The organism is Brevibacterium sp. 1718, from assembly GCF_051131255.1.
GTDB classification, from domain to species: domain Bacteria; phylum Actinomycetota; class Actinomycetes; order Actinomycetales; family Brevibacteriaceae; genus Brevibacterium; species Brevibacterium sediminis.
Window position 1 is genome coordinate 1,246,123 of the sequence record NZ_CP186550.1, and the last position, 24,614, is coordinate 1,270,736.

At 65.0% G+C, this 24,614-nt stretch carries 24 protein-coding genes and 1 riboswitch; of the genes, 15 read left to right on the top strand and 9 right to left on the bottom strand.

What is annotated here, in order from left to right:
- Nucleotides 1–14 precede the first annotated feature (14 nt).
- The gene (locus ACOZ9V_RS05395) at nucleotides 15–239 is read left to right on the top strand and encodes a hypothetical protein (protein ID WP_434594294.1); all 225 of its coding nucleotides are present in this window, start codon (nucleotides 15–17) and stop codon (nucleotides 237–239) included.
- On the opposite strand, the gene ACOZ9V_RS05400 is transcribed toward ACOZ9V_RS05395, so the two are convergent.
- The 3 genes from ACOZ9V_RS05400 to ACOZ9V_RS05410 all read right to left on the bottom strand — a co-directional run bounded on the left by ACOZ9V_RS05400 (nucleotide 232) and on the right by ACOZ9V_RS05410 (nucleotide 3,510).
- The gene (locus ACOZ9V_RS05400; protein ID WP_181270886.1) at nucleotides 232–456 is read right to left on the bottom strand and encodes a PLD nuclease N-terminal domain-containing protein; all 225 of its coding nucleotides are present in this window, start codon (nucleotides 454–456) and stop codon (nucleotides 232–234) included. The genes ACOZ9V_RS05395 and ACOZ9V_RS05400 overlap by 8 nt on opposite strands.
- 195 nt (nucleotides 457–651) lie before the next feature.
- Entirely contained in the window at nucleotides 652–2,187 is a 1,536-nt protein-coding gene (gene amaB / locus ACOZ9V_RS05405; RefSeq protein WP_434594297.1) for an L-piperidine-6-carboxylate dehydrogenase, read from the bottom strand.
- A gap of 102 nt (nucleotides 2,188–2,289) precedes the next feature.
- Nucleotides 2,290–3,510: an NAD(P)/FAD-dependent oxidoreductase gene (locus ACOZ9V_RS05410; protein WP_229663996.1), complete on the bottom strand. Its 1,221-nt coding sequence runs from the start codon at nucleotides 3,508–3,510 to the stop codon at nucleotides 2,290–2,292.
- Between the two features lie 178 nt (nucleotides 3,511–3,688).
- Here ACOZ9V_RS05410 and ACOZ9V_RS05415 point away from each other — a divergent pair, with 178 nt between their 5' ends.
- From ACOZ9V_RS05415 to ACOZ9V_RS05425, 3 genes are all read left to right on the top strand, one after another.
- A complete protein-coding gene (locus tag ACOZ9V_RS05415; protein WP_181270884.1) occupies nucleotides 3,689–4,564 on the top strand; it encodes a LysR family transcriptional regulator in 876 nt (291 codons plus the stop codon).
- 22 nt (nucleotides 4,565–4,586) lie between these two features.
- A complete protein-coding gene (locus ACOZ9V_RS05420) occupies nucleotides 4,587–5,189 on the top strand; it encodes a class I SAM-dependent methyltransferase (protein WP_434594301.1) in 603 nt (200 codons plus the stop codon).
- A 75-nt stretch (nucleotides 5,190–5,264) separates the two neighbouring features.
- Nucleotides 5,265–5,585 (top strand): putative quinol monooxygenase, encoded by a 321-nt coding sequence (locus ACOZ9V_RS05425; RefSeq protein ID WP_181270883.1) that lies wholly within the window; start codon nucleotides 5,265–5,267, stop codon nucleotides 5,583–5,585.
- Nucleotides 5,586–5,615: 30 nt separating this feature from the next.
- Here the strand turns inward: ACOZ9V_RS05425 and ACOZ9V_RS05430 are convergent, their stop codons facing one another.
- Nucleotides 5,616–6,536: a LysR family transcriptional regulator gene (locus tag ACOZ9V_RS05430; protein WP_181270882.1), complete on the bottom strand. Its 921-nt coding sequence runs from the start codon at nucleotides 6,534–6,536 to the stop codon at nucleotides 5,616–5,618.
- Nucleotides 6,537–6,663: 127 nt separating this feature from the next.
- Between ACOZ9V_RS05430 and ACOZ9V_RS05435 the strand changes: the two genes are divergently transcribed.
- From ACOZ9V_RS05435 to ACOZ9V_RS05455, 5 genes are all read left to right on the top strand, one after another.
- Complete coding sequence (locus ACOZ9V_RS05435; RefSeq protein ID WP_181270881.1) at nucleotides 6,664–8,580, top strand: APC family permease; 1,917 nt, start codon at nucleotides 6,664–6,666, stop codon at nucleotides 8,578–8,580.
- Nucleotides 8,577–9,278, top strand: a complete 702-nt coding sequence (locus ACOZ9V_RS05440; RefSeq protein ID WP_181270880.1) for an SDR family NAD(P)-dependent oxidoreductase — start codon at nucleotides 8,577–8,579, stop codon at nucleotides 9,276–9,278. The genes ACOZ9V_RS05435 and ACOZ9V_RS05440 overlap by 4 nt, the downstream gene beginning before the upstream one ends.
- Nucleotides 9,279–9,341: 63 nt before the next feature.
- On the top strand, nucleotides 9,342–10,652 hold the full coding sequence (locus ACOZ9V_RS05445; protein ID WP_181270879.1) for a flavin-containing monooxygenase: 1,311 nt from the start codon (nucleotides 9,342–9,344) through the stop codon (nucleotides 10,650–10,652).
- Nucleotides 10,649–11,365: an SDR family NAD(P)-dependent oxidoreductase gene (locus ACOZ9V_RS05450; protein ID WP_172173768.1), complete on the top strand. Its 717-nt coding sequence runs from the start codon at nucleotides 10,649–10,651 to the stop codon at nucleotides 11,363–11,365. Before ACOZ9V_RS05445 ends, ACOZ9V_RS05450 begins: the two co-directional genes overlap by 4 nt.
- 39 nt (nucleotides 11,366–11,404) lie before the next feature.
- Entirely contained in the window at nucleotides 11,405–11,947 is a 543-nt protein-coding gene (locus tag ACOZ9V_RS05455) for a hypothetical protein (protein ID WP_434594307.1), read from the top strand.
- 89 nt (nucleotides 11,948–12,036) lie between these two features.
- On the opposite strand, the gene ACOZ9V_RS05460 is transcribed toward ACOZ9V_RS05455, so the two are convergent.
- Genes ACOZ9V_RS05460 through ACOZ9V_RS05470 form a run of 3 tightly spaced genes read right to left on the bottom strand, consistent with a single transcriptional unit; the run spans nucleotide 12,037 to nucleotide 15,036 of the window.
- Nucleotides 12,037–12,864 carry an energy-coupling factor transporter transmembrane component T family protein gene (locus tag ACOZ9V_RS05460; RefSeq protein ID WP_434594310.1) on the bottom strand — a complete coding sequence of 276 codons (828 nt, stop codon included), beginning with the start codon at nucleotides 12,862–12,864 and terminating at the stop codon, nucleotides 12,037–12,039.
- Between the two features lie 10 nt (nucleotides 12,865–12,874).
- Entirely contained in the window at nucleotides 12,875–14,407 is a 1,533-nt protein-coding gene (locus ACOZ9V_RS05465) for an ABC transporter ATP-binding protein (RefSeq protein WP_181270875.1), read from the bottom strand.
- Nucleotides 14,407–15,036: an ECF transporter S component gene (locus ACOZ9V_RS05470; RefSeq protein WP_039206491.1), complete on the bottom strand. Its 630-nt coding sequence runs from the start codon at nucleotides 15,034–15,036 to the stop codon at nucleotides 14,407–14,409. Before ACOZ9V_RS05470 ends, ACOZ9V_RS05465 begins: the two co-directional genes overlap by 1 nt.
- A 22-nt stretch (nucleotides 15,037–15,058) precedes the next feature.
- Nucleotides 15,059–15,167: riboswitch (TPP riboswitch) on the bottom strand.
- 146 nt (nucleotides 15,168–15,313) lie between these two features.
- On the opposite strand from ACOZ9V_RS05470, the gene ACOZ9V_RS05475 reads away from it, so the two are divergent.
- Complete coding sequence (locus ACOZ9V_RS05475; protein ID WP_434594314.1) at nucleotides 15,314–17,311, top strand: metallophosphoesterase; 1,998 nt, start codon at nucleotides 15,314–15,316, stop codon at nucleotides 17,309–17,311.
- Nucleotides 17,312–17,347: 36 nt separating this feature from the next.
- On the opposite strand, the gene ACOZ9V_RS05480 is transcribed toward ACOZ9V_RS05475, so the two are convergent.
- Both ACOZ9V_RS05480 and ACOZ9V_RS05485 read right to left on the bottom strand, forming a co-directional pair.
- Nucleotides 17,348–18,265, bottom strand: coding sequence for a universal stress protein (locus tag ACOZ9V_RS05480; RefSeq protein WP_172173753.1), 918 nt, complete (start codon nucleotides 18,263–18,265; stop codon nucleotides 17,348–17,350).
- A 157-nt stretch (nucleotides 18,266–18,422) separates the two neighbouring features.
- The gene (locus ACOZ9V_RS05485) at nucleotides 18,423–18,962 is read right to left on the bottom strand and encodes a DUF4916 domain-containing protein (protein WP_139468629.1); all 540 of its coding nucleotides are present in this window, start codon (nucleotides 18,960–18,962) and stop codon (nucleotides 18,423–18,425) included.
- Nucleotides 18,963–19,157: 195 nt separating this feature from the next.
- On the opposite strand from ACOZ9V_RS05485, the gene ACOZ9V_RS05490 reads away from it, so the two are divergent.
- From ACOZ9V_RS05490 to ACOZ9V_RS05510, 5 genes are read left to right on the top strand one after another with little or no spacing between them, the layout of a single operon-like run.
- Complete coding sequence (locus ACOZ9V_RS05490) at nucleotides 19,158–20,654, top strand: MmgE/PrpD family protein (protein WP_139907247.1); 1,497 nt, start codon at nucleotides 19,158–19,160, stop codon at nucleotides 20,652–20,654.
- Complete coding sequence (prpB, locus tag ACOZ9V_RS05495; RefSeq protein ID WP_139468627.1) at nucleotides 20,654–21,559, top strand: methylisocitrate lyase; 906 nt, start codon at nucleotides 20,654–20,656, stop codon at nucleotides 21,557–21,559. The genes ACOZ9V_RS05490 and prpB overlap by 1 nt, the downstream gene beginning before the upstream one ends.
- Entirely contained in the window at nucleotides 21,556–22,677 is a 1,122-nt protein-coding gene (locus ACOZ9V_RS05500) for a bifunctional 2-methylcitrate synthase/citrate synthase (RefSeq protein WP_139468626.1), read from the top strand. Before prpB ends, ACOZ9V_RS05500 begins: the two co-directional genes overlap by 4 nt.
- Nucleotides 22,678–22,701: 24 nt before the next feature.
- Complete coding sequence (locus ACOZ9V_RS05505) at nucleotides 22,702–23,529, top strand: enoyl-CoA hydratase/isomerase family protein (RefSeq protein WP_434594320.1); 828 nt, start codon at nucleotides 22,702–22,704, stop codon at nucleotides 23,527–23,529.
- A gap of 9 nt (nucleotides 23,530–23,538) precedes the next feature.
- A complete protein-coding gene (locus tag ACOZ9V_RS05510) occupies nucleotides 23,539–24,516 on the top strand; it encodes a Ppx/GppA phosphatase family protein (RefSeq protein WP_181270872.1) in 978 nt (325 codons plus the stop codon).
- The last annotated feature ends 98 nt before the right edge of the window (nucleotides 24,517–24,614 follow it).

Below are 24,614 nucleotides of genomic sequence, written 5' to 3' on the forward strand. Positions count from 1 at the left end.
GTAGGTTCAGATACATGCGGTACATCATCACTGCGTTCATCTTCGGAACGGTCTTCGCGAATTCATTGCTCACAGGTGCCTACGCGTTGGAAGAGGGCGATGGACTCTGGGCGCTGTGGCTGATCATTTTCCCGGCCATTGCCCTCGTCGGCCTGGGATCTCTCCTGTGGGAGTACAGAAAGCAGGAGCACAGAAGGCGAGAGTCAGCGAACGCGAGCCCCAAGGTCTCGTTCAGCTGAGGCGGGTGTCCGGCTTCTGCGGTCGTGCAATGAGCCAGCAGATCGGCCCGACGACGGGCAGCAGCAGGACGATGATCGCCCAGACGAGTCTCACCCGAGGGTCGAGTCCTGATCGGGCGATGCTCACCATTGCCCAGATGAGCAGGACGACGAGCAGTACGACGACTCCGGACCAGATCACGTCATAGGCGGCGGGCAGCAGCGGATCTTTGCTCATGGCATCAATCTACCTTGACTTTTGTACGAAAGTCGCTCGTTCAGGGGCCAGCGCGGATATCGCGTCGTGTACCACGTGATATGCGCGCTGGCACTTGAACGACGTGAAGGGTCGTCGGTGGGCCGGTCTGCGCTTCGATCAGCCCACCGGCCCACCGGTCGAGGACCTCACTTCGCCCCAGAGGACTCAGCTCTCTCAGAGGAACTCGACTCCCTGCGCCAGCGGCAGCTCGCCGGAGTAGTTGATCGTGTTCGTGGCCGGGCGCATATAGGCCTTCCACGAATCCGAACCCGACTCGCGTCCGCCGCCGGTCTCCTTCTCACCGCCGAAAGCACCGCCGATCTCCGCACCGGAGGTGCCGATGTTGACGTTGGCGATTCCGCAGTCGGAGCGGGACAGGAACTTCTCGGATTCGGCGAGTTCGGCTGTGAAGATCGCCGAGGACAGACCCTGCGGCACCCCATTGTGGATCTCGAGCGCCTCATCGAGATCCGAATATGTGACGACGTAGAGGATCGGGGCGAACGTCTCTTCCGTGACCACTGCGCTCTGATTGGGCATCCGCACCACTGCCGGCTCGACATAGTGGGCTTCGGGGCGTTCATCGGCGAGCACCCTGCCGCCTCCGCAGAGGATCTCGCCGCCCTCTGCCTCTGCCTGCTTGAGGGCCGCCTGCATCGCATCGAACGAACCTGAATTGATGAGCGGTCCCACGAGCACTCCGTCATCGGTCGGCGATCCGATGCTCAGCGTCTTGTATGCGGCGACGACCTTGTCGACGAACTCGTCGGCGATGGATTCGTGCACGATGAGCCGCCGCAGCGTCGTGCACCGCTGACCGGCCGTTCCGGCGGCCGCGAAGACCACTCCGCGCAGCGCCAGATCGATATCGGCGCTCGGGGCGACGATCGCCGCGTTGTTGCCGCCGAGCTCGAGCAGGATCTTGCCGAAGCGCTCGGCCACGACGGGTCCGACCTCACGTCCCATCCGCACCGATCCGGTCGCCGAGACCAGTGCCACCCGAGAATCCCTGACCATCACATCACCGATGTCCCGCCCACCGACGAGGACAGGTGCGAGATTCTCCGGTGCCCCCACCTCGGTGGCGGCCCTGGCCAACAGGGACTGCGCCCCGAGGGCTGCAAGCACGGCGTTCTCTGAGGGCTTCCACACGACCGCGTCACCGGCGACCAGGGCCAGGGCGGTGTTCCAGGAATACACGGCCACGGGGAAGTTGAATGCGGAGATGACACCGACGACGCCGAGGGGATGCCACGTCTCCATGAGCCGGTGACCCGGCCGTTCGCTGGGCATGGTCTTGCCCCACAGCTGCCGGGACTGACCGAGTGCGAACTCGCAGATGTCGATCATCTCCTGGACTTCGCCGGCCGCCTCGGAGGGGGTCTTGCCGGCTTCGACGGTGATGATCTTGGCCAGATCCTCCTTGTGCTCGCCGAGCAGCTGTCCCCACCGCTGCACCAGCTGACCGCGGACGGGAGCTGGCACGTCCCGCCAGGTCTCGAACGCGGTCTGGGCTGCGGCGATCTTGTCCGCCGCTGTCTGCGCGGTGTCCGCGGCGATCGTGCCGAGGCCTTGTCCCGTGATGGGGGAGCGGGCCGGAAGGCTCGCCGAGGCGGCCGATCCCTCAAGCACGGATGCGTCTACTCCGCAGGCGCTCAGCCCTGTGGTGAGGAGGTCGGTGATGGTCTGATCGGTGGGCAGTGCGGTCATTGCTGTCCTTTCGTCGTCTGCTGTGTCGATCGGCTGCTGCGCCGGTCGGTGGAGTTCGGTCGTTGCGGGGAGGTGGGAGATGAGGGGCGGGTGCGCGAGGACTCAGATCACATTGAGCTCCTTACGCAGTCCGGTGGTGGAGAAGCGTCGTTTGTCCATGGGAGTCACATCGACGAGGGGAGTGCGGCCGGTCATGAGGTCGGCGACGACCTCTCCGACGGCCGGGCCCATGAGGAAGCCGTGACCGGAGAACCCGCAGGCGTAGAAGAATCCCGGCCTCTCCTCGGCCTCGCCGATGAGGGCATTGTGGTCGGGCGTCATCTCATACAGTCCCGCCCACCCGCGTTTCGCTTCGACATCGCCGAGCTCCGGGGTGCGGGCTTCGATGTGCTCGGCCAGGGTGGCCAGCCAGTTCGGGTCGCGTTTGTCGTTGAAGGACCAGTCATCGACCTCATCGGGGCAGCCGAACAGCAGCCCGGCTCCTTCCGGGTGGACGTAGTAGCTGGTGGAGAAGTCAATCGTGAAGGGCATCCGCGAGGTGTCGAAATCGACGGGCTCGGAGACCATGATCTCCCGCCGCAGCGGCTTCACGGGCAGGTCGACCCCGGCCATGTCCCCGATGGGGCCGGACCAGGCTCCCGCCGCGACGACGACCTGTTCGCAGCTGATCGTGCCCTGATTCGTGATCACCGAGGTGGCCATGCGATCCGTTCCGCCGTCGGTGTCGAATCCGGTGACCTCGCAGTTCTTGACCACCGTGACCCCGCGCTCGCGGGCGGCGGTGACGAAGCCTGCGACGACGGCCTCGGGGGTGCAGTGACCGTCGCCGGGATTGAACGCTCCGGCGATCAGCCCTTCGGTGTTGACGAACGGGGCCAGCTCGGCCACCTCGGCGATGGTGAGCATCCGCGAATCCAGCCCCATCCGCTGTTGCAGGGCCACGTTGTCGGTGAACGCGCGCACGTCGTCATCGTTGTCGAGGAGGAACAGATAGCCGTTGCTGACCAGGTCGATGTCGACGCCGAAATCGGTTTCGAAGTTCCGCAGCACTTCGAGCCCGCGGGCGGCCAAGGCGATGTTGACCTCGTCGGAGAATTGGCAGCGCACACCTCCAGCGGCCTTCGACGTCGATCCGGCTCCGGGGGTGTCGCGTTCGACGATGACGATGTCGCGGACTCCGCGTTCGGCCAGGTGGTAGGCGATGGCCGCTCCCATGACGCCGGCGCCGATGATGACGACGGAGGCTTCGGCGGGCAGGGCTTTGGACGTGTCGGGGACCCCGTCGGTGTGAGGGGCGGTGGTTGATGCGGTGGGGGATTCCACGGTTCACCTCGCTGTCTGCTGCCGGGGCGACCGTCGTTGGTCGCCCCGGAAACGGAGAGTGCCGACGGCGATGTCGGCGTTTGTGTCTTGACTTCATTGTGGTTGCCATCACACTTAAGAACAAGCGAGAGTTTGTGAACACTGTGTTCAAGAAACCTAAAGACAGGAGAGCGCTGCCATGACATGGACGCTCGGACAGCTGCGCACTTTCGTCGCTGTGGCCGAACTCGGATCGATGACGCGGGCGGCCGACCACCTCGGCTACAGCGTCGGGGCCGTGTCCCAGCACATCTCAGCCCTGCGCAGGGTCGTCGATTCCGACCTGTTCCGACGGCGCGGCCGTGGGCTCGTCCTCGCCGAAGCCGGGCGCACCCTGCTGCCCAGGGCGCGGAACATCCTCGCCGCTCAGCAGCAGGCGGAGATGGCGATGCTCGGCCGGGACTTCCGCAGCGAGGCCATCGTCACCCTCGGCGTCTTCGGATCGGCATCGACGACGGCGCTGCCGAAGGTGGTGCGGGCGCTGGCCGAGCGCCATCCGCATATCGAAGTCCGGGCGCGGGAGATCAATGTCGAGACCATGTCGGCCGCCGTCATCGACGGGATCATCGACCTGGGGATCGGGATCAACTACCCGGCCGCGCCGCTGCCGCCGATGCGCGGGCTGAGTTGGGAAGCTGTGGCCGAGGAAGACTTCGGCATCGTCGTCCCCGCGGGGACGTCCCGGCCGAGCGATGACGATCTGGCCGAGGCCGACTGGATCCTACCGCCGGCTGAGGAGCTCTTCGGCCGCGCGATGCGGTTGGCCACCTCGGCGCTGGGAATCAATGCGAAGGAGACCCATATCGTCACGGACACCGCGGTCGCGCTGGCGCTCGCCGGAACCGGGCTCGGCCTGACCCTGGCGACGCCGATCATGATGTCGTTGGGTGGGTCCGAGGTCGACCTCCACCCCGTCGTCGAGGCGGGTGGACGCGAGATCATCGTGCTGACTTCCCCGGACCCCAGCGATCCGGTCCGGGCGGTCGCTAAGGTGGTCACCGAAGTCTTCGCCTGAGATTCCGGCCTAGGATAAGGACATGAGCTTCGACCATCAGTGGAATAAGGTACGCAGGGCCAACCCCGACCATTCGGCGAACTACGCGCAGCGGTGGCGAGATCTTGCGGCCGCCGGGCATGACATCGGCGGTGAGGCCAGGTTCGTCAACGCCATGGCTCCGCGGGGATCGCGCATCCTCGATGCCGGCTGCGGAACCGGCCGGGCCGGCGGACTGCTCATCGACGAAGGGCACACCGTCTTCGGCGTGGATCTCGACGAATTCCTCATCTCCGTCGCCGAGGAGGACTTCCCCAGCGGTGAATGGCACACCGGCGACCTCGCCGACTTCGATTTCGCCGGCGCCGGGATCACCGAGATCGATGTGGCCTTCTGCGCCGGAAACGTCCCGTCCTTCCTCGATCCCGCCTCGCGCCGGCAGACCTTGGGCAATATCAAATCGACGCTCAAACACGGCGGCCGGTTCGTGTCCGGCTTCGGTGCCGGACGCGGGTATGATTTCGACGATTTCATCGAGGACGTCAAGGCCACGGGGATGTTCGTCGACCAGAAGTTCTCCACCTGGGAACTCCGCCCCTTCGAAGCTGACAGCGACTTCCTCGTCCTCATCGCCGAAAGGCTGTGAGCCGGTCGATTCGCAAGGGCGGCAGAATTAGGCTGGGATCGACCCATACTGCTGATCAACTGAAGGAGAATGATCATGATCTTCATCGTCGTGAAATATGACGTGAAACCCGAAAGCGTCGAGAAGTTCCCCGAGGCGGTGCGCGCCTTCACCGAGGCCGTGCGGGAAGAGCCCGGCAACCTGTGGTTCGAATGGTCGAAGAGCTTGGAGAACCCGAACGAGTTCGTGCTCGTCGAAGCGTTCACCGACGAAGGTGCCGAACCTCATGTCAAGAGCGACCATTTCGCCGCCGGTCTCGAATCGATGCGCCCGCACCTGGCCACGACGCCGAAGATCATCTCCCGCAAGATCGACGGTGAAGGCTGGGACGAGATGGGCGAGCTCAAGATCGGCTGATTCGTCTCGGAGCAGCCGAGTCCGCACCCTTCACCAGGGCCCCTGGAACTCTTCCAGGGGCCCTTTCGACATCGCGATGAAAGCCTCGGTCGCCGGTGAGAGTTCGGCATCGCTGCGCGAAATGAAAGCGAAATCGACCGGGAAAGCGGGGGAGAGATGGGCCCAGGACAACTGGTCCCGCAGCGGATGGCGCTGCAGTTCTACGAGCGGCAGGATCGTGTCGAACGTCCCTCGTGAGACTATCTCCAGGGCCGCATCGCCGTATTCGACCTGGATGAACGGATCGAGGTCGATCTGCTCCGACTGTGCTCTCTCAGCAAGGAGCCGGCGCATCGGATCTCGAGTACCCCAGCTCGCCTCGGCGAGGACCAGGCGACTGGGCACAACCTGATCGAGAGAGACCGGGCGTCTGGTCCTCTCGCGATGAGCACTGATATAGACAACGTCGTCCGAGAGCACCGGCGCCGAAACCTGCAGTCCGTGCGGATCGACAGGCAGCTCGACGAGACCGGCTTCGAGGTCGCCGCGGCGCACTGCATCTGCGACGTCGGACGAATTGAGGCCGACGACCCTGACCTGCACGTTCGGGAACCGCTCATTGAAGGCGAGGATCAACGGAGCAAGCAGGTAATGCTGGGCGCTGCGGAACGAACCGAAGGAGACCTCTCCTCCCGACAGATCGGTGGTCACCTTCGCGACCCGTGAGACCTCGGCCGCGGCCTCGATCGCCGCCTTCGCCTTCGGCACGAGCTGCCGGCCCACGTCGGTCAGCCGCAGACGCGAGTTCGTGCGCACGAACAACGTCGTCCCCAGGCGTCGCTCGAGCCGCCTGATCTGCTCGGACAGACTCGGCTGAGCCATATGCTCCTTCGTCGCAGCGGCCGCGAACGACCCCTCGTCGACGGTGCGGATGAAGTATTCCAGCTGCCTCAGCGTCGGACCCTCACTCATGTCGACAGCATAACGCGCTCAAGGCTCAACCTTGGGCGGATGCTCTGATTTGCCGTCTTCCGCCTGTGTCGAGTTCTCGGCAGACTGTTGCCACCTGGTCAGTACGACGGATCCAAAGGGGGACCTCATGGCCGCAGTCACCTATCGCAGTGACGCACGTTTCAAACGCAGCATGACGCTGCAGTCCGCGATGTTCATCGCCATCGGCGGGCAGATCGGCTCGGGATGGCTCTTCGCAGTACTCTCGGCTGCCGGAATGGCCGGTCCTTCGGCCGTGATCTCCTGGCTCATCGGTGGCGCACTCGTCACCCTCATCGCCCTGTCCTGGATGGAGGTCGGCGCAGCACTGCCGTTCTCCGGAGCGATTGTGCGCTACCCCTATCTCTCACACGGCGGGCTCACCGGTTGGCTGATGGGCATGTCGTACTGGCTGGCCAATCTCGCTCTGCCGCCGATCGAAGCGGTCGCCGCAATCACCTACGTCGGCGGTCTGTTTCCCAATCTCGGGCTCCTCGAGACGCGACAGGGAATCTCGATGCTCGCCTGGCCCAACGGCATCATCACCGGCATCGTCGTGATGTTCGTATTCATGCTCATCAACATCTTCGGGGTCAAGCTGCTCAGCGAAGCCAACCGATGGATCACCTGGTGGAAGATCATCATCCCGACTGCCACCTTCGCCCTCCTCTTTCTCGTCTTCAACGCCGGCAACTACACCGACCACGCATTCTTCGGCAACGCAGGTGGCACGAAGGAAGGCTTCGGTGCGACCTTCCAAGCTGTGGCGATCTCCGGCATCGCCTTCGCCATGATGGGCTTCCGCGGTGTCATCGACTTCGCCGGCGAAGTGAAGAACCCCAAACGCAATATCCCCTTGGGCACCATCGGGTCCATCCTCATCCCTCTGGGCATCTACACCGGACTGCAGATCGCTTTCATCGGCGCCATCAACTGGGCCGACGCCGGAGTCAACCCCGGCGACTGGGCGGCACTGATGTCGAGTTCTTGGGCCGATGGGCCGCTCGGCGCCGCGCTCAAGGCTTCCGGGATCGCCCTCCTCGGAGCATTCGTGTCCCTGCTCCTCCTCGACGCAGTCATCTCTCCCGGAGCCGCCGGGTACCTCTACCTCGGCAGCGCCTCCCGAGTCGCCTACGGCCTGGCGACGAACAAGTTCTTCCCGTCCATCCTCACCCGGATGAACCGGCACGGCGTCCCGGCCTGGGCGATCATCGTCAACTTCGCCATCGGGCTGGCCTTCTTCCTCCCGGCCCCGAGCTGGTACCGCCTCGTCGGATTCATCTCCTCCGCCCTCGTCCTCTCCACACTCACCGCACCGGCGGCGATCCGAGTCATGCGACACCACGCTCCGCAGCTGCACCGGCCCTATCGTCTGCCGTGGTCGAAGGTGCTCGCCCCGATCGGCTTCATCGCCTCGACGATCACCATCTTCTGGTGCGGGTTCATCACCCTGGCCAACCTCGACGCCATCCTGCTCGGTTCAATGGTCTGCTACGCGATCTTCTTCAGCGTCAAGAACGGGTGGACGAAGCGGGCCCCCTCGATCGTCCTCTCCATCGTCTTCATCATCGCTTGGGTGATCGTGTGTGTCCGCGGAGGGTTCATCCTCGCCCCGTCGGACATGGCGGTCGATGACCCCGGGAAGGTCTATGAGTTCCTCATCGGCATCACCGTGCTCACCGTCGCCTTCCTCTTCGTGCTGCGGCTGATGACCAAGCGAGAGGGAGTGCGCCACCTGCGTGCAGGCTACTGGCTGGTGTTCCTACTCCTCGCCGAACTCATCCTCTCCGCGTTCAGCGAGTACGGACCTTTGCCGACCCCGGCAGTCATCTTCCCGTGGGACTCGCTCATCGCCGTCATCATCGGCTACATCGCCTACCTCGGGGCCGACAAGACCGGATTCGCAACTCCGGAGCTGAAAGCTCTGGAACAGGAGAGCATCGAACGCGAGGCCGCGAACGACGGCGATGACAGCTTCGACGACGTTCCTTCGACACCAGCACAGGAGAGGAGAAGTCCGGAATGAGCACAGCAGTCGTCACCGGTGCTGCCAGCGGAATGGGGCTGGCCACCGTGCGCACCTTGGCCGCCGACGGCTGGACGGTGGTGGGCATCGACATCGCCGAGGCGGTGGAAGAGGTGGACAACACCACCTTCCTCACCTGCGACATCACCGACAGAGACAGTCTTGGCCGGGTCCTCGGCGACTACCTCGGGGAACCGGGAGACGAACAGTCAATCGACCTCGTCGCGAACATCGCCGGCATCTTCCCGCCGACGACGATCGAAACCTACACCTCCGACACCGTGCGAGCGATCTTCGATGTCAACGTACTCGGCACTCTCAACGTCTCCGCCGAATCCCTGCCGTGGATGTCGCAAGGCTCAGCGATCGTCAATTTCGCCTCCGTCGATGCGTTCACCGTCTCTCCCGGCCAGCTCGTCTACGGGGCGTCAAAGGCCGCAGTCGTCATGGTGACAAAGAGCCTCGCCCTCGAGCTCGCCCACCGAGGGATCCGCGTCAATGCCATCGCCCCCGGCTGGGTCGACACTCCGGGCAACAAGGCCACCGGACGGATGGAAGCTGCCGCCGTCTCCGTGCCTCTGGGGCGAGTTGCCCAGCCAGAGGAGATCGCACGCTGGGTCGCTATCCTCGCGTCGGCCGATGCCGGATTCATGACAGGGGAGACCGTCGTCCTCTCCGGCGGGGACGTGATCCGCTGATGCCTCCCTGCGATACCCCCGCATATCTGCCCACCCCAATCCCGTCGGGAAGGAACCACCGCTATGACCACACCGAAGTACGCCGTCATCGGTGCCGGAGCCGCCGGTCTCTCCGCGCTCGCCCAGCTGCGCAAGGCCGGGATCGACGCGGACTGCTTCGAGAAGGACGACTGCGTCGCCGGACACTGGAACACCGACTATGATGCGCTCCACCTCATCACCGCCCGGGATCAGACGTTCTTCGAAGACTTCCCGATGCCGGCGGACTATCCGCATTTTCCGCGCCGAGACCAGGTCAGGGACTACATCGTCTCCTTCGCTGAAGAGTTCGCACTGACCGATCACATCCGCTTCTCCACCGCAGTCGAAGCGGTCGAACCGATTGGCGGAGCGGACTCGGCCGGCACAAGAGGATGGACCGTACGCACGCGGAGCAGCGACGGCACAGTTTCCGAACGCGACTACGACGCGGTGCTGGTCGCCAACGGGCACCTGCGTGATGCGAAGATCCCGAACGTGCCCGGGACATTCACCGGCAAGCAGATTCATTCCTCCGAGTATGCGAACACCGGCGACATCGACGGTGACCGGGTGCTCGTCGTCGGAGCAGGCAACTCCGGTTGCGATCTTGCAGTGGATGCAGCACAGAATCGCTTCGAGGTCGACATCGTGGTCCGCAAAGGCGTCTTCTTCCAGCCCAAGACCTACTTCGGCAGGCCCCGACAGATGCTTGAGTGGATGAACCAGTTCTCCGCCGAGGAACAGGACTTCATCGCACGCCTGCTCGCAAAGGTCTCACTCGGCGACAACACGGAATATCCCGGACTGCCGGCGCCAGCCGAACGTACCCTGGCTGAAGGCTACGCGGTGGTCAACGACCTTCTCCTCTACTGGATCCATCACGGGCGGATCAGCGTCCGCCCCGCAATCGAACGGTTCGACGGACGGACAGTGACCTTCGACGACGGCACACAAAGGGACTATGACACGATTCTCTACGCGACAGGGTTCAATCCGAGCCTTCCGTTCCTCGACGATCGGCTCGTTGCGAAGAACGGGACGATGCCCGTCAAACACGCGGCCGGAATCATCCCCGCCGGTCTCGACAACCTGTACTACATCGGACTGACTGCACCGCGAGGGCCGCAGATTCCCATCTACGGAATGCAGGCAGCGCTCGTGGCGAAGATGTTGCAAATTCAGGAATCAGGGACGGTCTCCGTCGCAGGGTTCCTCTCGGAGCGATTCCCACCGGAGCACGGCATCGATATCGTTCGTGCACCATGGCTGAAGGAACTCTCTGAAGTCGAGACGGCAGTCGATGCCCTCCTCTTCGCCGAGAAGTCGACGACGGCGACAGGAGCGCGAGCATGAGGACCGCACTGATCACCGGAGGAGCAAGAGGGCAGGGGCTCTCGCACGCCAAACGGCTGGCGGCAGCCGGGTGGGCTGTCGTCATCGGCGATGTCCTCGACGAGGACGGCACAGCCTCGGCGAAGGAGCTTTCCGACCTCGGGCACAGTGTCGATTATCGTCACCTCGATGTCTCCGATCCGGACAGCTGGGATTCGGTGATGGAATTCGTGCGCGATGAGCATGGCAGTCTGCACGGACTAGTCAACAACGCCGGAATCATCCACGTCGCCGACATCGTCGAGGAGTCACTGGAGGTGTGGAACAGAATCGTCTCCGTCAACCTCACCGGCAGCTTCCTCGGACTGAAGGCGGCGTCCCCGCTGCTGGAGGTCGGGTCGTCAGTGGTCAATGTTGCATCTGTGTTCGGCCCGATCGGCGCCAGGGGCTACGCGGCGTACTGCTCGACGAAGGCGGGCATCATCGGGTTGACCAAGGTCGCCGCGCTCGAGCTGGCCGAACGGCGGATCAGGGTCAACGCCATTTGTCCCGGCGGGGTGTCCACGAAGATGAATGAAGACGAGCCTGAAGGCGGCGTCTCCGATGACACCCCGTTCGGTCGCCGCGCGGAGGTCGACGAGATCTCGGGAACCGTGGCATTCCTCCTCTCCGACGATTCCCGATTCATCACGGGCACGGAAATCACCATCGACGGGGGGCTGACAGCGAAATAGGTGTGTTGGCAGGTCGGAGAACTGTCTACACTCGGACCCATGGCGATCAAAGCGCAGAACATCGCATCGATCGAAAAGGCCCTGGGCGAACCATGGGCCGACACCCGTGCTCGCTTGGAGGCGGCCGGGGGAGCGTCGGCGAGTCACAAGGAACTCGCCGACGCTCTCTATCCCCAATTCGACGGCAGAGTCGACAACCACGGCTGGTGGGTCCAGGGCGCCGTCGTCGCCTACGAGCAGGAGATCGGACGTCGAGTCCCCGGCCAGCGCGCCGACGGCACCTTCGACGTCACCGTCTCCCGCACCATTCCCGGCGATCGTTCCGCACTCATCGAAAAATTCGCGTCCCTCGTCGGCGACACCCTCAACGAGGTAGCCCTCGACGGTGATCCCCGCACCTCGGAGACAGCGAAGCGCTCCTTCTGGCGAGCCAACCTCGAGGGCGGCGCCAAGGTCGAAGCCGCCGCTGAGACGAAGAGCGAAGACAAGACACTCTTCGTCCTCACCACGTCGAAGCTTCCCAGCCCCGAAACCCTGGAGGAATGGCGGGCCTTCGGCAAGGACTTCCTCAAGCAGCTCTGAGCTCTGACCGTCCGGCAGCTCTGATCGACCGCCGGTGGAACGGCTCCGACCTCTTGTGAGCACGGCAGCTCCGAGACACCCGATCCGCCTCAGCCGATGATCGGGTTCCAGACTCCGAGCACGCGAGCTGCACCGATCGCGACCGCGCAGACGGCCAGACTGAGAAGCACCGCCACGAGATCTCGGACCGCGAACTTCGACCGCCTGCGCCACGTGCGTCCGGGACGACCGAATGCCCTCCCCTCCATCGCCATCGCCAAGGTCGTTGCCCGGCGAATCGAGACCACGAGCAGAACGAATACCCCGCTGAAGAGGCTGCCCGTGCGCCGCAGAAGCGAACCGCCCGCGACGCCTCTGGCCCGCCTGGCCATCGCCAGCACCTGCCACTCGCTGACGAGCAGTCCGAGCAGACGTGAGGCCGCGAGAACCGAGACCACGACGACCTCCGGCAGTCGCAGGCGCTGAATGAGCGCATCGGCGAGGTCACGCGGATCGATCGTCGACGCGAGAACGATGAGTGGGATCGCCAACGCCAGGGCACGGACGAAGATCGCCGCGGCCGCGGCCAGTGACTCCGTGGTGAACAGAATCGGACCGAAGTCGACGACCACATCCCCGGTCTTCTCCGCCAGCAGCGCTGTGCCCCAGGCCGCAAGCAGGGCTCCGGCGGGGAGGAACCACAGCCGCTTGGCCGCGGCCATCAGATCGAGTCCCGTCGCCGGCAGAGCCAGCAATGCTGCCAGCAGCACCACTCCGGCAGAGACGAGATCGATGCTCAGCAGCGCCCCGACCATGAGGATGAGCGCGACTGCGATCTTCGTCAGCGGATTGCACCGAGCCAAAGCGGTGGAACGCACCACGGGGATGAGCTGCCCCGGATCCTCTGCGGCGACCTCGGAGGCGGGGCGAGAATTCATATCGAGACTGTCACTCACCGCGATCACCCGCCCTGACATGCGAATCCGACCCACTGATGTCGGCTTGTTCTGCGCTGCTGCGGTCGCCGAGCTGGAGGAGATCGGCCCCTATGGCCTCGAGGAACGCCTGATCGTGGCTAACCGCGACCACCGCGGAACCGTGTTCCAAGACATCGAGGAACATCTCCACCAACCGCGCCCACGTCAGCGCATCCTGACCGAAGGTCGGCTCATCGACGATGAGTACCCGGGGCCGGGGAGCCAGCATCGCCGCCACCGACAGGCGACGCTTCTCCCCACCTGAGAGACTCTGCGGATGAGCCTGCGCCAACCCGGTGAGACCGAGTCCCTCAAGAAGCTCATCCACCCGTGCCTGCGACTCGGCGGCAGACCATCCGGCCAGTCGGGGGCCAAGCTCGAGTTCGGTCGCCACGCTCGAGGTGAGGAACTGGTGCGCCGGTTCCTGGAAGACCATGCCGATGCGCGCCGCCAACTGCTTCGACGGCCAGGCGAAAGGCCGGGCCCGTTTGGCTCCTTCCCGCAGGGCCGCCTCGGCGAGGACCTGCCCGGAGAATTCGGGCAGCAGACCCGCCAAGGTCAGGGCCGTCGTCGATTTGCCTGCCCCGTTCGCACCGACGATTCCGAGCGCCTGACCGGCACGCAGGCTCAGCTCCAGGCCGGCCGCGGTGGGGGCGGCCATGCGCGGTCGAGCAACGCTGAGCCGATGGGTGCGCAGCAGAACCTCGCCGAGGCGGCCCGTCGTCCTATTGATTTCTGCGGTTCCGCCTCGGCGCGAGTCGGGGGAGTGCCGCGGCATCCAGATTCCGCAGTCGACGAGTGTGTCGGTCAGGTCCGGATCGGAGAAGATCTGCGCGGGCGGACCTTGGGCAGCAATGCCGTCGCGGCCGAGCACGATGACCCGGTCGACGTGATCGATCCACAGCTCGACCCGGTGTTCGACGACGAGCATGGTCGCCTGTGTCTCGGCCTGCACGGTGAGCACGGCATCGCGGACCTCGGCGGCCGAGGCGGGATCGATATTGGCCGTCGGTTCGTCGAGGACGATGACCTCCGGGGCCATCGCATGGATCCCGGCCAGAGCCAGCCGCTGCTTCTGCCCGCCGGACAGAGCGGCACTCGGATGCTCCGGCGGCAGATCGAGTCCCAGCGCCTGCAGGGACTCGGGGACCTGAGCGTCGATTGTCTCGGACGGGAGTCCGAGGTTCTCCATCCCGAACGCCACATCATCACCGATGCGGGAGAAGATCACCTGAGAATCGGGATCTTGGAGGACCAGCCCGGTGCTGCCTCGGCGGGGATCCGGTTTCTCACCGCCGACGAGGAGTTCACCGGTGGCCTCACCCGATTCCTCGGGCAGGACACCGGCGACGGCGTGGAGGAACGTCGATTTGCCGGCCCCGGAGGCGCCGAGCAGCAGCACTTTCTCTCCGGCCGCGATCTGAAGGTCGAGTGGACCGACAGCCGGCTGGTCACGGTCGGTGTGCGACCATGAGAAGCCGGCGGCCGTGATCGGCAGCGCCATCAGCGCAGACGGCCGGAGGCGAAGGAGCTCAGAGCACCCGTGGCCGCGATCGCCCGATAGGCGAACCAGGCGCCGATCCCGGAGATGACGAGGCCGGAGACGATCGCGCAGACGGCGTAAATCGCCTGGAAGCCGAACTGCCATTCTGCGTTGTACATGATGTTCTCGCTCACGGCCATGAACGCAGCCGCCAGCATGCCCGATGCGGCGGTGACCCACAGGGTGAAGCGCTTGTAGCCGAAGGCGGCGAAGACGAGTTCGGCACCGAGGCCCTGCAGCAGACCCGAGAGCAGAACGGTTGCTCCGAAGTGGGAGCCGAGGACGGCTTCGACGATGGCCGCGATGAGTTCGCACAGGAGCGCGGCACCGGGTTTGCGGATGATCGCACCGGCGAGCGGACCGGCCAGCACCCAGAGCCCGGCGATGAGGCCGATCGACGGCGGGAATGCCTGGAAGGCGAGTTCGAGGACCTTCCAACTCAGCGCCAACACCCAGAACACGAGTCCCACGGCGATGCCGAGAACGGCGGTGGTGACATAGTCGACCACCCGCCACTGTTTGGATTTCGGCGCCGCGGTGAAGGCGCGTGAAGGGGTGGGTGTGGTGTTCGGCGTGGTGGTTTTCGGCATTGTGCCTCCTCATTTCAAGGAGGGGTGAAGAGTCTCGACTTCCTTCGACGGTGCTAACCGCATCAGGTTCGAGGGTCTGCAGCTTTTTCTGCACTCTCAGCGCCCCTGACGGCGCTCCCCTGTCGTAGCCACCACTGTACAACAGGGGAGCGGGGCAGCGACCGGGATCCGTGGCGACGCGGAGGCCGGGGGCGGTCATCGAGGATTCACTTCCCGTTCCCATTCCCGTCGATGGGCCTCGAACAATCGGACACTACTGGTCAGTAGGAATGGGCGGGTGAATACGCATCGACTTAAGAGACCGCTCAGTGCCCTGTCCGCCGCCACCCTGCTCGCCGCTCTGGTGGCGGCCCCGGTGCCCGTGCGTGCCGAACCATCTCTCGGCTCCGGAGGGCCGACCGCGACCCAGGGTGCGAATGCCGACTCTGTTCAGACCCGCAGCCCGGACCGGTCGGATTCGCCCGCCGAGGCGGATGCTGGGAGCGAGGCGATCACCGATACCGTGTTGCAGGTCGGGGCCGACTCCACGGCGCGCAACCTCTCGTGGATGAGTGAGAGTGCCGGTGGGGGAGAGATCCGGTGGGCGCCGGCGAGTGAGCTCGTTGGCGGAAAGCTCCCCGCCGATGCTGACAAGGCTGAGACCACGGACTCGGGCCTTGCCGCCGACCTCAAGCGTCACTTCAACCATGCGAGCATGACCGACCTGAAACCTGGCATTGACTACGCCTACCAGGTCGGCAGCGAAGAGGACGGGTACACCGAGGTGCAGCAGTTCACCACAGGGTCTGCTGGAGGAGACGACGAATTCCTCGTCTTCGGCGACCCCCAGGTCGGTGCCGGAGGCGGGGATCCAGACGACGCTGCCGGTTGGGACCGGACCCTGTCCTCGGCGGCGGCCACTGCTGACGACCCGAGCTTCTTCTACTCGCTGGGAGACCAGGTCAACTCCGCCGGCAACCAGGAGCAGTACGCGCAGTACCTGGCACCGGAAGCGACCCGCACGATCCCGCAGGCGACGACGATCGGCAACCACGATGTGTCTTCGAAAGCCTACGAGCAGCACTTCAACCGACCCAATGTCAGCCAGGATCACGGCGGTGGCGGCGTCATCACCTCCGGCGGCGACTACTGGTTCATCGAGGACGGGGTCCTGTTCCTCAACATCAACTCGAACAGCCCGGACATGGATGCCCACGCCGAGTTCATCGACGAGGTCGTCGCCGAGCACGGAGACCAGGCACGCTGGACTGTTCTCGGGTTCCACCACTCGATCTATTCGACGGCAACCCATTGGGACGACCTCGACGTCAAACGGCTGCGGAAGGCGATCCCTCCGGTCGCGGCCCGCAATGACATCGACCTCGTCGTCTCCGGCCACGACCACATCTATAACCGCACCTTCCTCATGGACGGCGAAGGCAAGCCTGTTGAGGGCTCCGAAGCGGGAGCCGAGGAAGAGAAGGAAGACGGGCAGACGCTCTACCTCACGCTGACCTCGTCATCAGGGTCGAAGTTCTATGACTACGTTCCCGGCCTCGACTGGGAAGGCAAGAGCGTCCACAACGACGTGCCCGCCTTCACGCGGGTCCGGGTCAGCGACGAGGCGCTGCGGGCGACGACCTATGAGGTGCCGGCAGGTGGGCCACCGGCCGATGGTGAGCGCGCGGAAGCGCAGGCCGCAGCCGAGCAGATCGACGATGTCGAACTCAGGCGCGCCGAGGCGGAAGAACCCGCCCCGGATGACGACGCCGGTGCAGACGCCGGTTCCGGCGCCAGCGCGGGTGCCGACTCCGCGGCAGGTGCTGATGATGCAGGTGCGAATGATGACGCCGACAGTGCAGGAACGAGCGACGACGCGGACGCAGGTGCCGATGATGCCGGAACCAGCGACGACGCGGACGCAGGTGCCGAGGATGCCGGAACCAGCGACGACGCTGGTACGGGTGGCACCGCCTCCGACAGCGCCGCCTCCGACGGTGCTGCCTCGGGTGGTGTCGGGTCTGACGGTACCGACGACGAGAACGGAACAGACTCGGGGACAGCAGATGCCGGCACTGCCGACTCCGGCTCCGAGGCAGATGCGACCGAGGCGAACGCCGCAGGAACGGGCGATGATTCGGATTCATCCGGGACCGCATCGGCGAGTGGGGATGGAGACCTGCCCCGCACCGGCGGTGGGCTCGCACTGCCCTTGGCCGTCGGCGCGGGAGCGCTGGCACTCGGTGCGACACTTCTCGTGGTGAGCCGTCGCCGCCGAGGTGCCGGGCTCAGCTGATCGGCACAGCCGTGCTGATCAACCCGGCGCTGTCGATTAGCTCGGAACCACCATGACCGGACCCTCGGCGTGGTTGAGGACTCCGCGCGAGACGGATCCCAGCAGTGCGCTGCGGATCCGTCCGCGCCCACGGGTGCCCATCACCGTCAGCTGTGCGCGGGAGCTGATCTCGACAAGAGTCTCAGTCGGATCGCCGACCGGCACCGAGGTGGTCACCGTCAGATCCGGGAACTGCTCCGACAGCGTCGCGGCTTCCTTCTCGAGTGATTCGGTCAGCTGCCTCTGTCGACGCGCGGTGACCTCGGAGCTGAGTTCGAGGTCGGGGTACCAGTAGAGCCATTCCTCACCGGCCGGCAGCACCACGACGAGTTCGAGTTCCGTGCCGCGTAAGGCGGCCTCGGCGGCTGCCGTGAACATGGCGACCCGACCGGTGTCGGAACCGTCGACCGCGACGACGACTGGGCCGTTGCCGGCCGTTGCCGAGGCCGACCGTTCGGAAACGACGATCGTCGGGCAGTGAGCGTGGGCAGGCAGCGCCGTGGACACGGATCCGAGGACTCGACCCATGAAACCGCCGCGGCCGCGGGCGCCGACGATGGCGACCTCGGCATCGGCGCTGAGCGTGACGAGCGCACCGGCGGAATTGCCGGGTGCCGTGCGGAAGGACTTCTCACCGGAGTAATCGCGCAGAAGTTCGACCGCCTCGGCGAGGGTCTTCTCTGCTTCCTTCTTCGCCTTGTCATCCTCGGGTTCACTGGGGATGGAGGCCATATTCGGATAGATCATCGTCGGCAGCTCATAGGCGGTGACGACGGTGAGAACGGTTCTGCGGCGTTCGGCCTCGACTGCGCCGTAGCGGACGGCTTGGGCGGCGAGTTCCGAGCCGTCGAAGCCGACGAGGACGCCGAGTTCGAGGTTGAGGCCGGATTCGGACGAACTGGTTTGAGCAGACATCTCGCACCTCTCGATCGGGGCCTGTCCAACCCAGACGCCGACGACGGCCCCGACTGGCGGTATCGTCCGCGTCGCTTTCAGTCTACCAAGACGGTTCTACAACTTGTAGAAAAAACGTGGGGCGAGAAGGTCCGTCTCACCTGGGCGTGCATCCGGCTCAGACGCGGAAGCCCAGATGGGCCAGTGCGATGCGCAGGATATGGTCCTGGCCGTAGCAGAGCTCGCCGACGATATCGGGACGCATGGTCTCCTCGGGGGTCAGCCAATCGAGGCTGAGGGCATCGGCCCGCGGGGTGCATTCGCCGCGGACCTCCATGATGAAGCACATGGCGATCGCATGCTGGCGCGGATCGTGGAGGAGGGCCGAACCCTCGGTGGGGAAGTACTCGGCGATGTGGAACGGGCTGATCGCAGGCGGAATGACCGGCAGCGCCATCGGGCCGAGGTCGTTCTCGGCATGACGCACCAATGCGGTTCGGATCGTCTCGTGGAAGCGGATCCGCCCGCCTACGACCTCGCGTCCGAGGGTGCCGTCCTCGAGGCTGCGCAGCAGCAGGCCGATGCGTTCGACATTGCCGGTCTCGCCCACCCGCACTGGGATGGCGTTGACATAGGGGATCGGCATGCGTCTGCGCAGGCGCGCGTATTCCGCGTCGTCGAACCAGTTCTCGTCGAAGTCCAGGGCAGTCCGAGTCATGACCCAATATTCCCACAACCATCCCTCGCGGCAGAAGAGCATGGGGACCCCGTTGGTGAACTGGGACACGCTTCGGGTAAAATATCTTGATGTCGAGATAAATTTCCGACCGGCAGGGACCTGTCGAGTGACGTGGCCTACAGTTGTGTCAGCACTATGTGACCATTTCCGGTCAAGGACTATGAAGGGGTATCCATGATCAATCATGAAGTCCGCACCTACAAGAGCTCAGAGAACCTGGCTCGCGAAGATCAGCTCGCATGGAAGATCGCCGAGGTCGCATCCGACCCGACGCCGGTCGATTCCGAAGTCACCGAAATGGTCATCAACCGCGTCATCGACAACGCTTCCGTCGCTGCCGCATCCGTGCGCCGCTCCGCTCCCACCCACGCTCGCGAGCAGGCTCAGGCTCACCCGTTCAATCCCGGTGCCAACATCTTCGGCCTGCCGGTGACCGACCGCTTCTCACCGGAATGGGCCGCTTGGGCCAACGGTGTGGCCGTGCGCGAACTCGATTTCCACGACACCTTCCTCGCCGCAGAGTACTCACACCCCGGTGACAACATCCCGGCAGTGCTCGCAGTCGCCCAGCACAAGGGCATCGGCGGCAAGGACCTCATCAACGGCATCGCCACCGGCTACGAGATCCAGGTCGACCTCGTAAAGGGAATGTGCCTGCACGAGCACAAGATCGACCACGTCGCCCACCTGGGCCCCTCGGCCGCAGCCGGCATCGGCGCCCTGCTCCACCTGCCCACCGAGATCACCTTCCAGGCCGTCCAGCAGGCCCTGCATGTGACCACCGCGACCCGTCAGTCGCGTAAGGGCGAGATCTCGTCCTGGAAGGCCCACGCTCCGGCGTTCGCCGGCAAGATGGCCGTCGAATCCGTCGACCGTGCGATGCGCGGCGAGGGAGCCCCGAACCCGATCTACGAAGGTGAGGACGGCTTCATCGCCTGGATCCTCTCCGGCCCCGAAGCCCGCTACACCATCCCGCTGCCGGGCAAGGGCGAATCGAAGCGTGCGATCCTCGACACCTACACCAAGGAGCACTCGGCCGAGTACCAGGCTCAGGCGCTCATCGACCTCGCCCGCAAGCTCGGCGGGCAGATCGAGGACCTGACGAAGATCAAGCGCATCGTCATCCACACCTCGCACCACACCCACAACGTCATCGGCACCGGTGCGAACGATCCGCAGAAGATGGATCCGAAGGCCAGCCGTGAGACCCTCGATCACTCGATCATGTACATCTTCGCCGTGGCCATGCAGGACCAGGGCTGGCACCACGAGCACTCGTATGCTCCCGAACGCGCCGGCCGTCCCGACACCGTCGAGCTGTGGCACAAGATCGAGACCACCGAGGATCCCGAGTGGACCCGCCGCTACCACTCGATCGACCCGAACGAGAAGGCCTTCGGCGGACGCGTGGAGATCGAATTCGAGGACGGCTCGACGCTGACCGACGAGATCGCCGTCGCCGACGCCCACCCCTTCGGTGCTCGTCCCTTCGCCCGTGCGAACTACATCGAGAAGTTCAAGACCCTGGCCGAGGGCATCGTCTCCGATTCGGAGCAGACCCGGTTCCTCGATCTCGCCGAGAACCTCGAGAGCCTCGACGCCAAGGGCGTTGCGGAACTGAGCTTCACGGTCGACGGACTCGAGCACAGCGGATCGAAGGGCATCTTCTGATGCTCGGCGCACAGGCAACCCCCGCCGAGCGCCGCGCCAAGTTCCGCGAGCTGCTCGCAGGCGACGAGATCGTTCAGTTCCCCGGCGCCATCAACCCGATCAACGCTCAGATCATCGAGCAGACCGGCTTCGAAGGCGTCTACATCTCCGGTGGCGCGTTCTCCGCGGCCATGGGTCTGCCCGATATCGGGCTGACCACTCTCACCGAGGTGGCCGACCACGGACGCAATATCGCCCGAGTGACGAACCTGCCGACCTTCATCGACGCCGACACCGGATGGGGCGAAGCCATGAACGTGGCCCGCACCGTCCAGGAGTTCGAGGACGCCGGAATCTCGGGCATGCACCTGGAGGACCAGGTCAACCCGAAGCGCTGCGGCCACCTCGACGGCAAGGAGGTCGTGACCGCGGCCGAGATGTCCAAGCGCATCAAGGCCGCCGTCAAGGGGCGCCGAGACGAGAACTTCGTCATCTGCGCCCGCACCGACTCCCGCGCCGGGGAAGGCCTCGACGCCGCCATCGACCGGGCGAAGGCCTACGCCGATGCGGGAGCGGACATGATCTTCCCAGAGGCGATGCGAGATCTCGGAGAGTTCGAGAGATTCGCCTCCAGCGTCGATGTGCCGATCCTGGCGAACATGACGGAATTCGGAAAGAGCGAACTGTTCACCACCGAACAGTTGGCGAATGTCGGAGTCAAACTTGTGATCTACCCGGTCACGACTCTGCGCATCGCCATGGGTGCGATCAAATCGGGCCTGCAGACCATTCGGGACAAGGGCACTCAGGTGGACCTGCTCGAGGGCATGCAGACCCGCGCGGACCTGTATGACACGATCGACTACGCGGCGTACAACGAGTTCGATGCCGCAGTCTTCAACTTCTCACAGGAGGGTCACCAGTGACCGAAGAAATCAAGAAGGGCCTCGCCGGTGTCGTGGTCGACACCACCGCAGTGTCCAAAGTGGTCCAGGAGACCAACTCGCTGACCTACCGCGGCTACCCCGTGCAGGAGCTCGCCGCCAAGCGCAGCTTCGAGGACGTCGCCTACCTCATCTGGAACGGCGAACTGCCCACCGAGGCGCAGCTGGCGGAATTCCAGGAACGCGAACGCTCCCAGCGTGAGATCGATGGCAAGCTCGTCGACCTCATCCTCGGCCTGCCCAAGGACTGCCACCCGATGCACGTCGTGCAGACGGCTGTGGCCTACCTGGGCGCCGTCGACCCCGAGGCCGACACCGAGGGTGCCGAGGCGAACCTCGCGAAGGCCGAGCGTCTCTACGCCCAGCTGCCGACGATCGTGGCCATCGACCACCGTCGCCGTCACGGCCTCGACCCCGTCGCCCCGACGAAGGACCTCGGCTACGCCGCGAACTTCTTCAAGATGGTCTTCGACGAAGTTCCTGCCGAGGAGGTCGTACGCTGCTTCGACGTGTCGATGATCCTATACGCCGAGCACTCGTTCAACGCCTCGACCTTCACCGGTCGAGTCATCACCTCGACCACATCGGACCTGTACTCGGCAGTCGCCGGTGCCGTCGGGGCGCTCAAGGGACCCCTGCACGGCGGAGCGAACGAAGCCGTCATGGCGATGCTCGAAGAGGTCGGCACCGCCGACAAGGCTTCGGCCTGGATCGACGAGGCACTGGCGAAGAAGGCGAAGATCATGGGCTTCGGCCACCGCGTGTACAAGAACGGCGATTCGCGCGTTCCCACCATGCGCAAGGCCTTCGAGGACATGGTCGCCGTCAAGGGTGCGAACGATCTGCTGGATCTGTACAACACCTTCGAAGAGGACTTCGTCGGGCGCAAGGGCATCTACCCGAACCTCGACTACCCCTCGGGCCCGGCCTACCACCTCATGGGCTTCGACACCGAGCAGTTCACCCCGATCTTCGTGATGGCCCGCATCACCGGCTGGACCGCTCATATCTTCGAGCAGCAGGCGAACAACGCCCTCATCCGTCCCCTGAGCGCCTACGACGGTGAGGACCAGCGCGAGGTTCCCGACAACCGGGGCTGACCTCTCGAAAGGCAGAACACACATATGAGACCAGACGGCTCCTACCGTCCGGTCGATCTCGAGGGTTTCGACTTCACCGTCTCCGGTGGGGTCGGAACTCTCGTCATTGATCGGACCGAAAAACGCAATGCGATCTCCCGGCCCATGTGGCGGGCGCTGCCGCAGATCATCGCGAACGTCGATGCCGACGATTCGATCGGCGCGCTGGTGATCACCGGGGCCGGCGGGCACTTCTCCGCCGGTTCGGACATCGCCGACCTCAACGTCGCACTCGCGGACTTCTGGGAACTCAACTCCACCGCCGAGGCGGCCCTTGCGAGCTCGCGGACACCGACGATCGCCGCCATCACCGGCAACTGCGTGGGCGGAGGGACGGAGATCGCCGCGGCCTGCGACATCCGCATCGCCGCCCCCGGAACGATCTTCGGCGTCACCGCAGCCAAACTCGGACTCGTGTACCCGGCCGGACCCACGAAGCGGCTGGCTGAGATCCTCGGCGACGCCTGGGCACGGTACCTGCTCATCACGGCCTCGATCGTGAAGTTCGAGAAGATGGCCGAACTCGGGTTCTTCCACGAAGTCTCCGACACCCCGCTCGAGACGGCACAGGCCCTGGGGGAGCGGATCGTGGGACTGTCCCGGCTCAGCCAGGTCGGTGCCAAGGCGATCCTCGACGGTGAACTGACGGAGGACACGGAGCCGCCTCGGTGGCTCGATGACGCCTTCCGGGACGAGATCATCCGCGGTCAGGAAGCCTTCTTCGCCAAGGAGCCGCCGGAATTCGGCTTCGCCAAATCCGCATGGCAGAACGGTCCCCAGGTTCGTTCTCACGGAGTCCCGCGGAGAGGATAAACTGAGCGAATGCGCCTAGCAGTCCTCGATATCGGCTCCAACAGCGTCCACCTCCTGGTCGTCGACGCCCACGTCGGAGCACCGCCCCTGCCGGCCACCTCGCACAAGGAGGTGCTCAGACTCGCCGAATTCCTCAGCGACGACGGAACGATCGACTCCGAAGGGCAGGAACGGCTGCGCTCCTTCATCGCCGATGCCGTCGAGATCGCCGAAGACCAAGGCGCGGAGCAGATCCTCGCCTTCGCCACCTCGGCGGTCAGGGAAGCTCCGAACGGGATCGGACTCATCGAATCGATCAACGCTCAGCTCGGGGTCACCCTCAACGTGATGTCGGGTCGGGACGAGGCCCGCGTGACCTTCCTCGCCGCCCGCCGCTGGTTCGGGTGGTCGGCCGGGAAGATCCTGTTGCTCGACATCGGCGGCGGCTCGCTCGAGATCGCGGCGGGTCAGGACGAATACCCGCAGGCGGCCGTGTCGGTTCCGCTCGGCGCCGGACGCACCTATTCCGAGTTCCTCCCGGACCCGATGCCCACTGAAGAGGACATCCACCGCCTGCGCAAACATGCCCGGGCGCAGATCGGACGCATCGCCGGCGACATCAACAGGGTCGGAGTGCCCGACCAGGTCGTCGGGTCGTCGAAGACCTTCCGCTCGCTGGCCCGCATCGCCGGCGCAGCCCCGAGCGGAGACGGAATCTATGCTCCGCGGAAGCTCTTCCGCCGCGACCTCGAAGGCATCATCGACACCCTCGCCTCCCGCACCCCAGCGGAACGTGCGACCCTGCCCGGCGTCTCCGAAGCCCGAGCCGGACAGGTGCTGGCCGGAGCGATCGTCGCCGAGGCGGCCTTCACGATCTTCGACATCGGCGTCATGAACATCTCCCCATGGGCGCTGCGTGAAGGCATCATCATGCGCAAACTCGACCTCCTCGACTCGGCCGAACAGTCATCGGCGATGCGCGTCGAGCCCGTCGCCGCCCTCGACTGAGTCTTCGGCGGGTCGCATGCCGGCGTTTCCGGACACGGTTGAGCCGCTTTCGCTTCTGTCGGATTGCTACCGGAATTCAGGTTCGCCTGCTAGTTTTT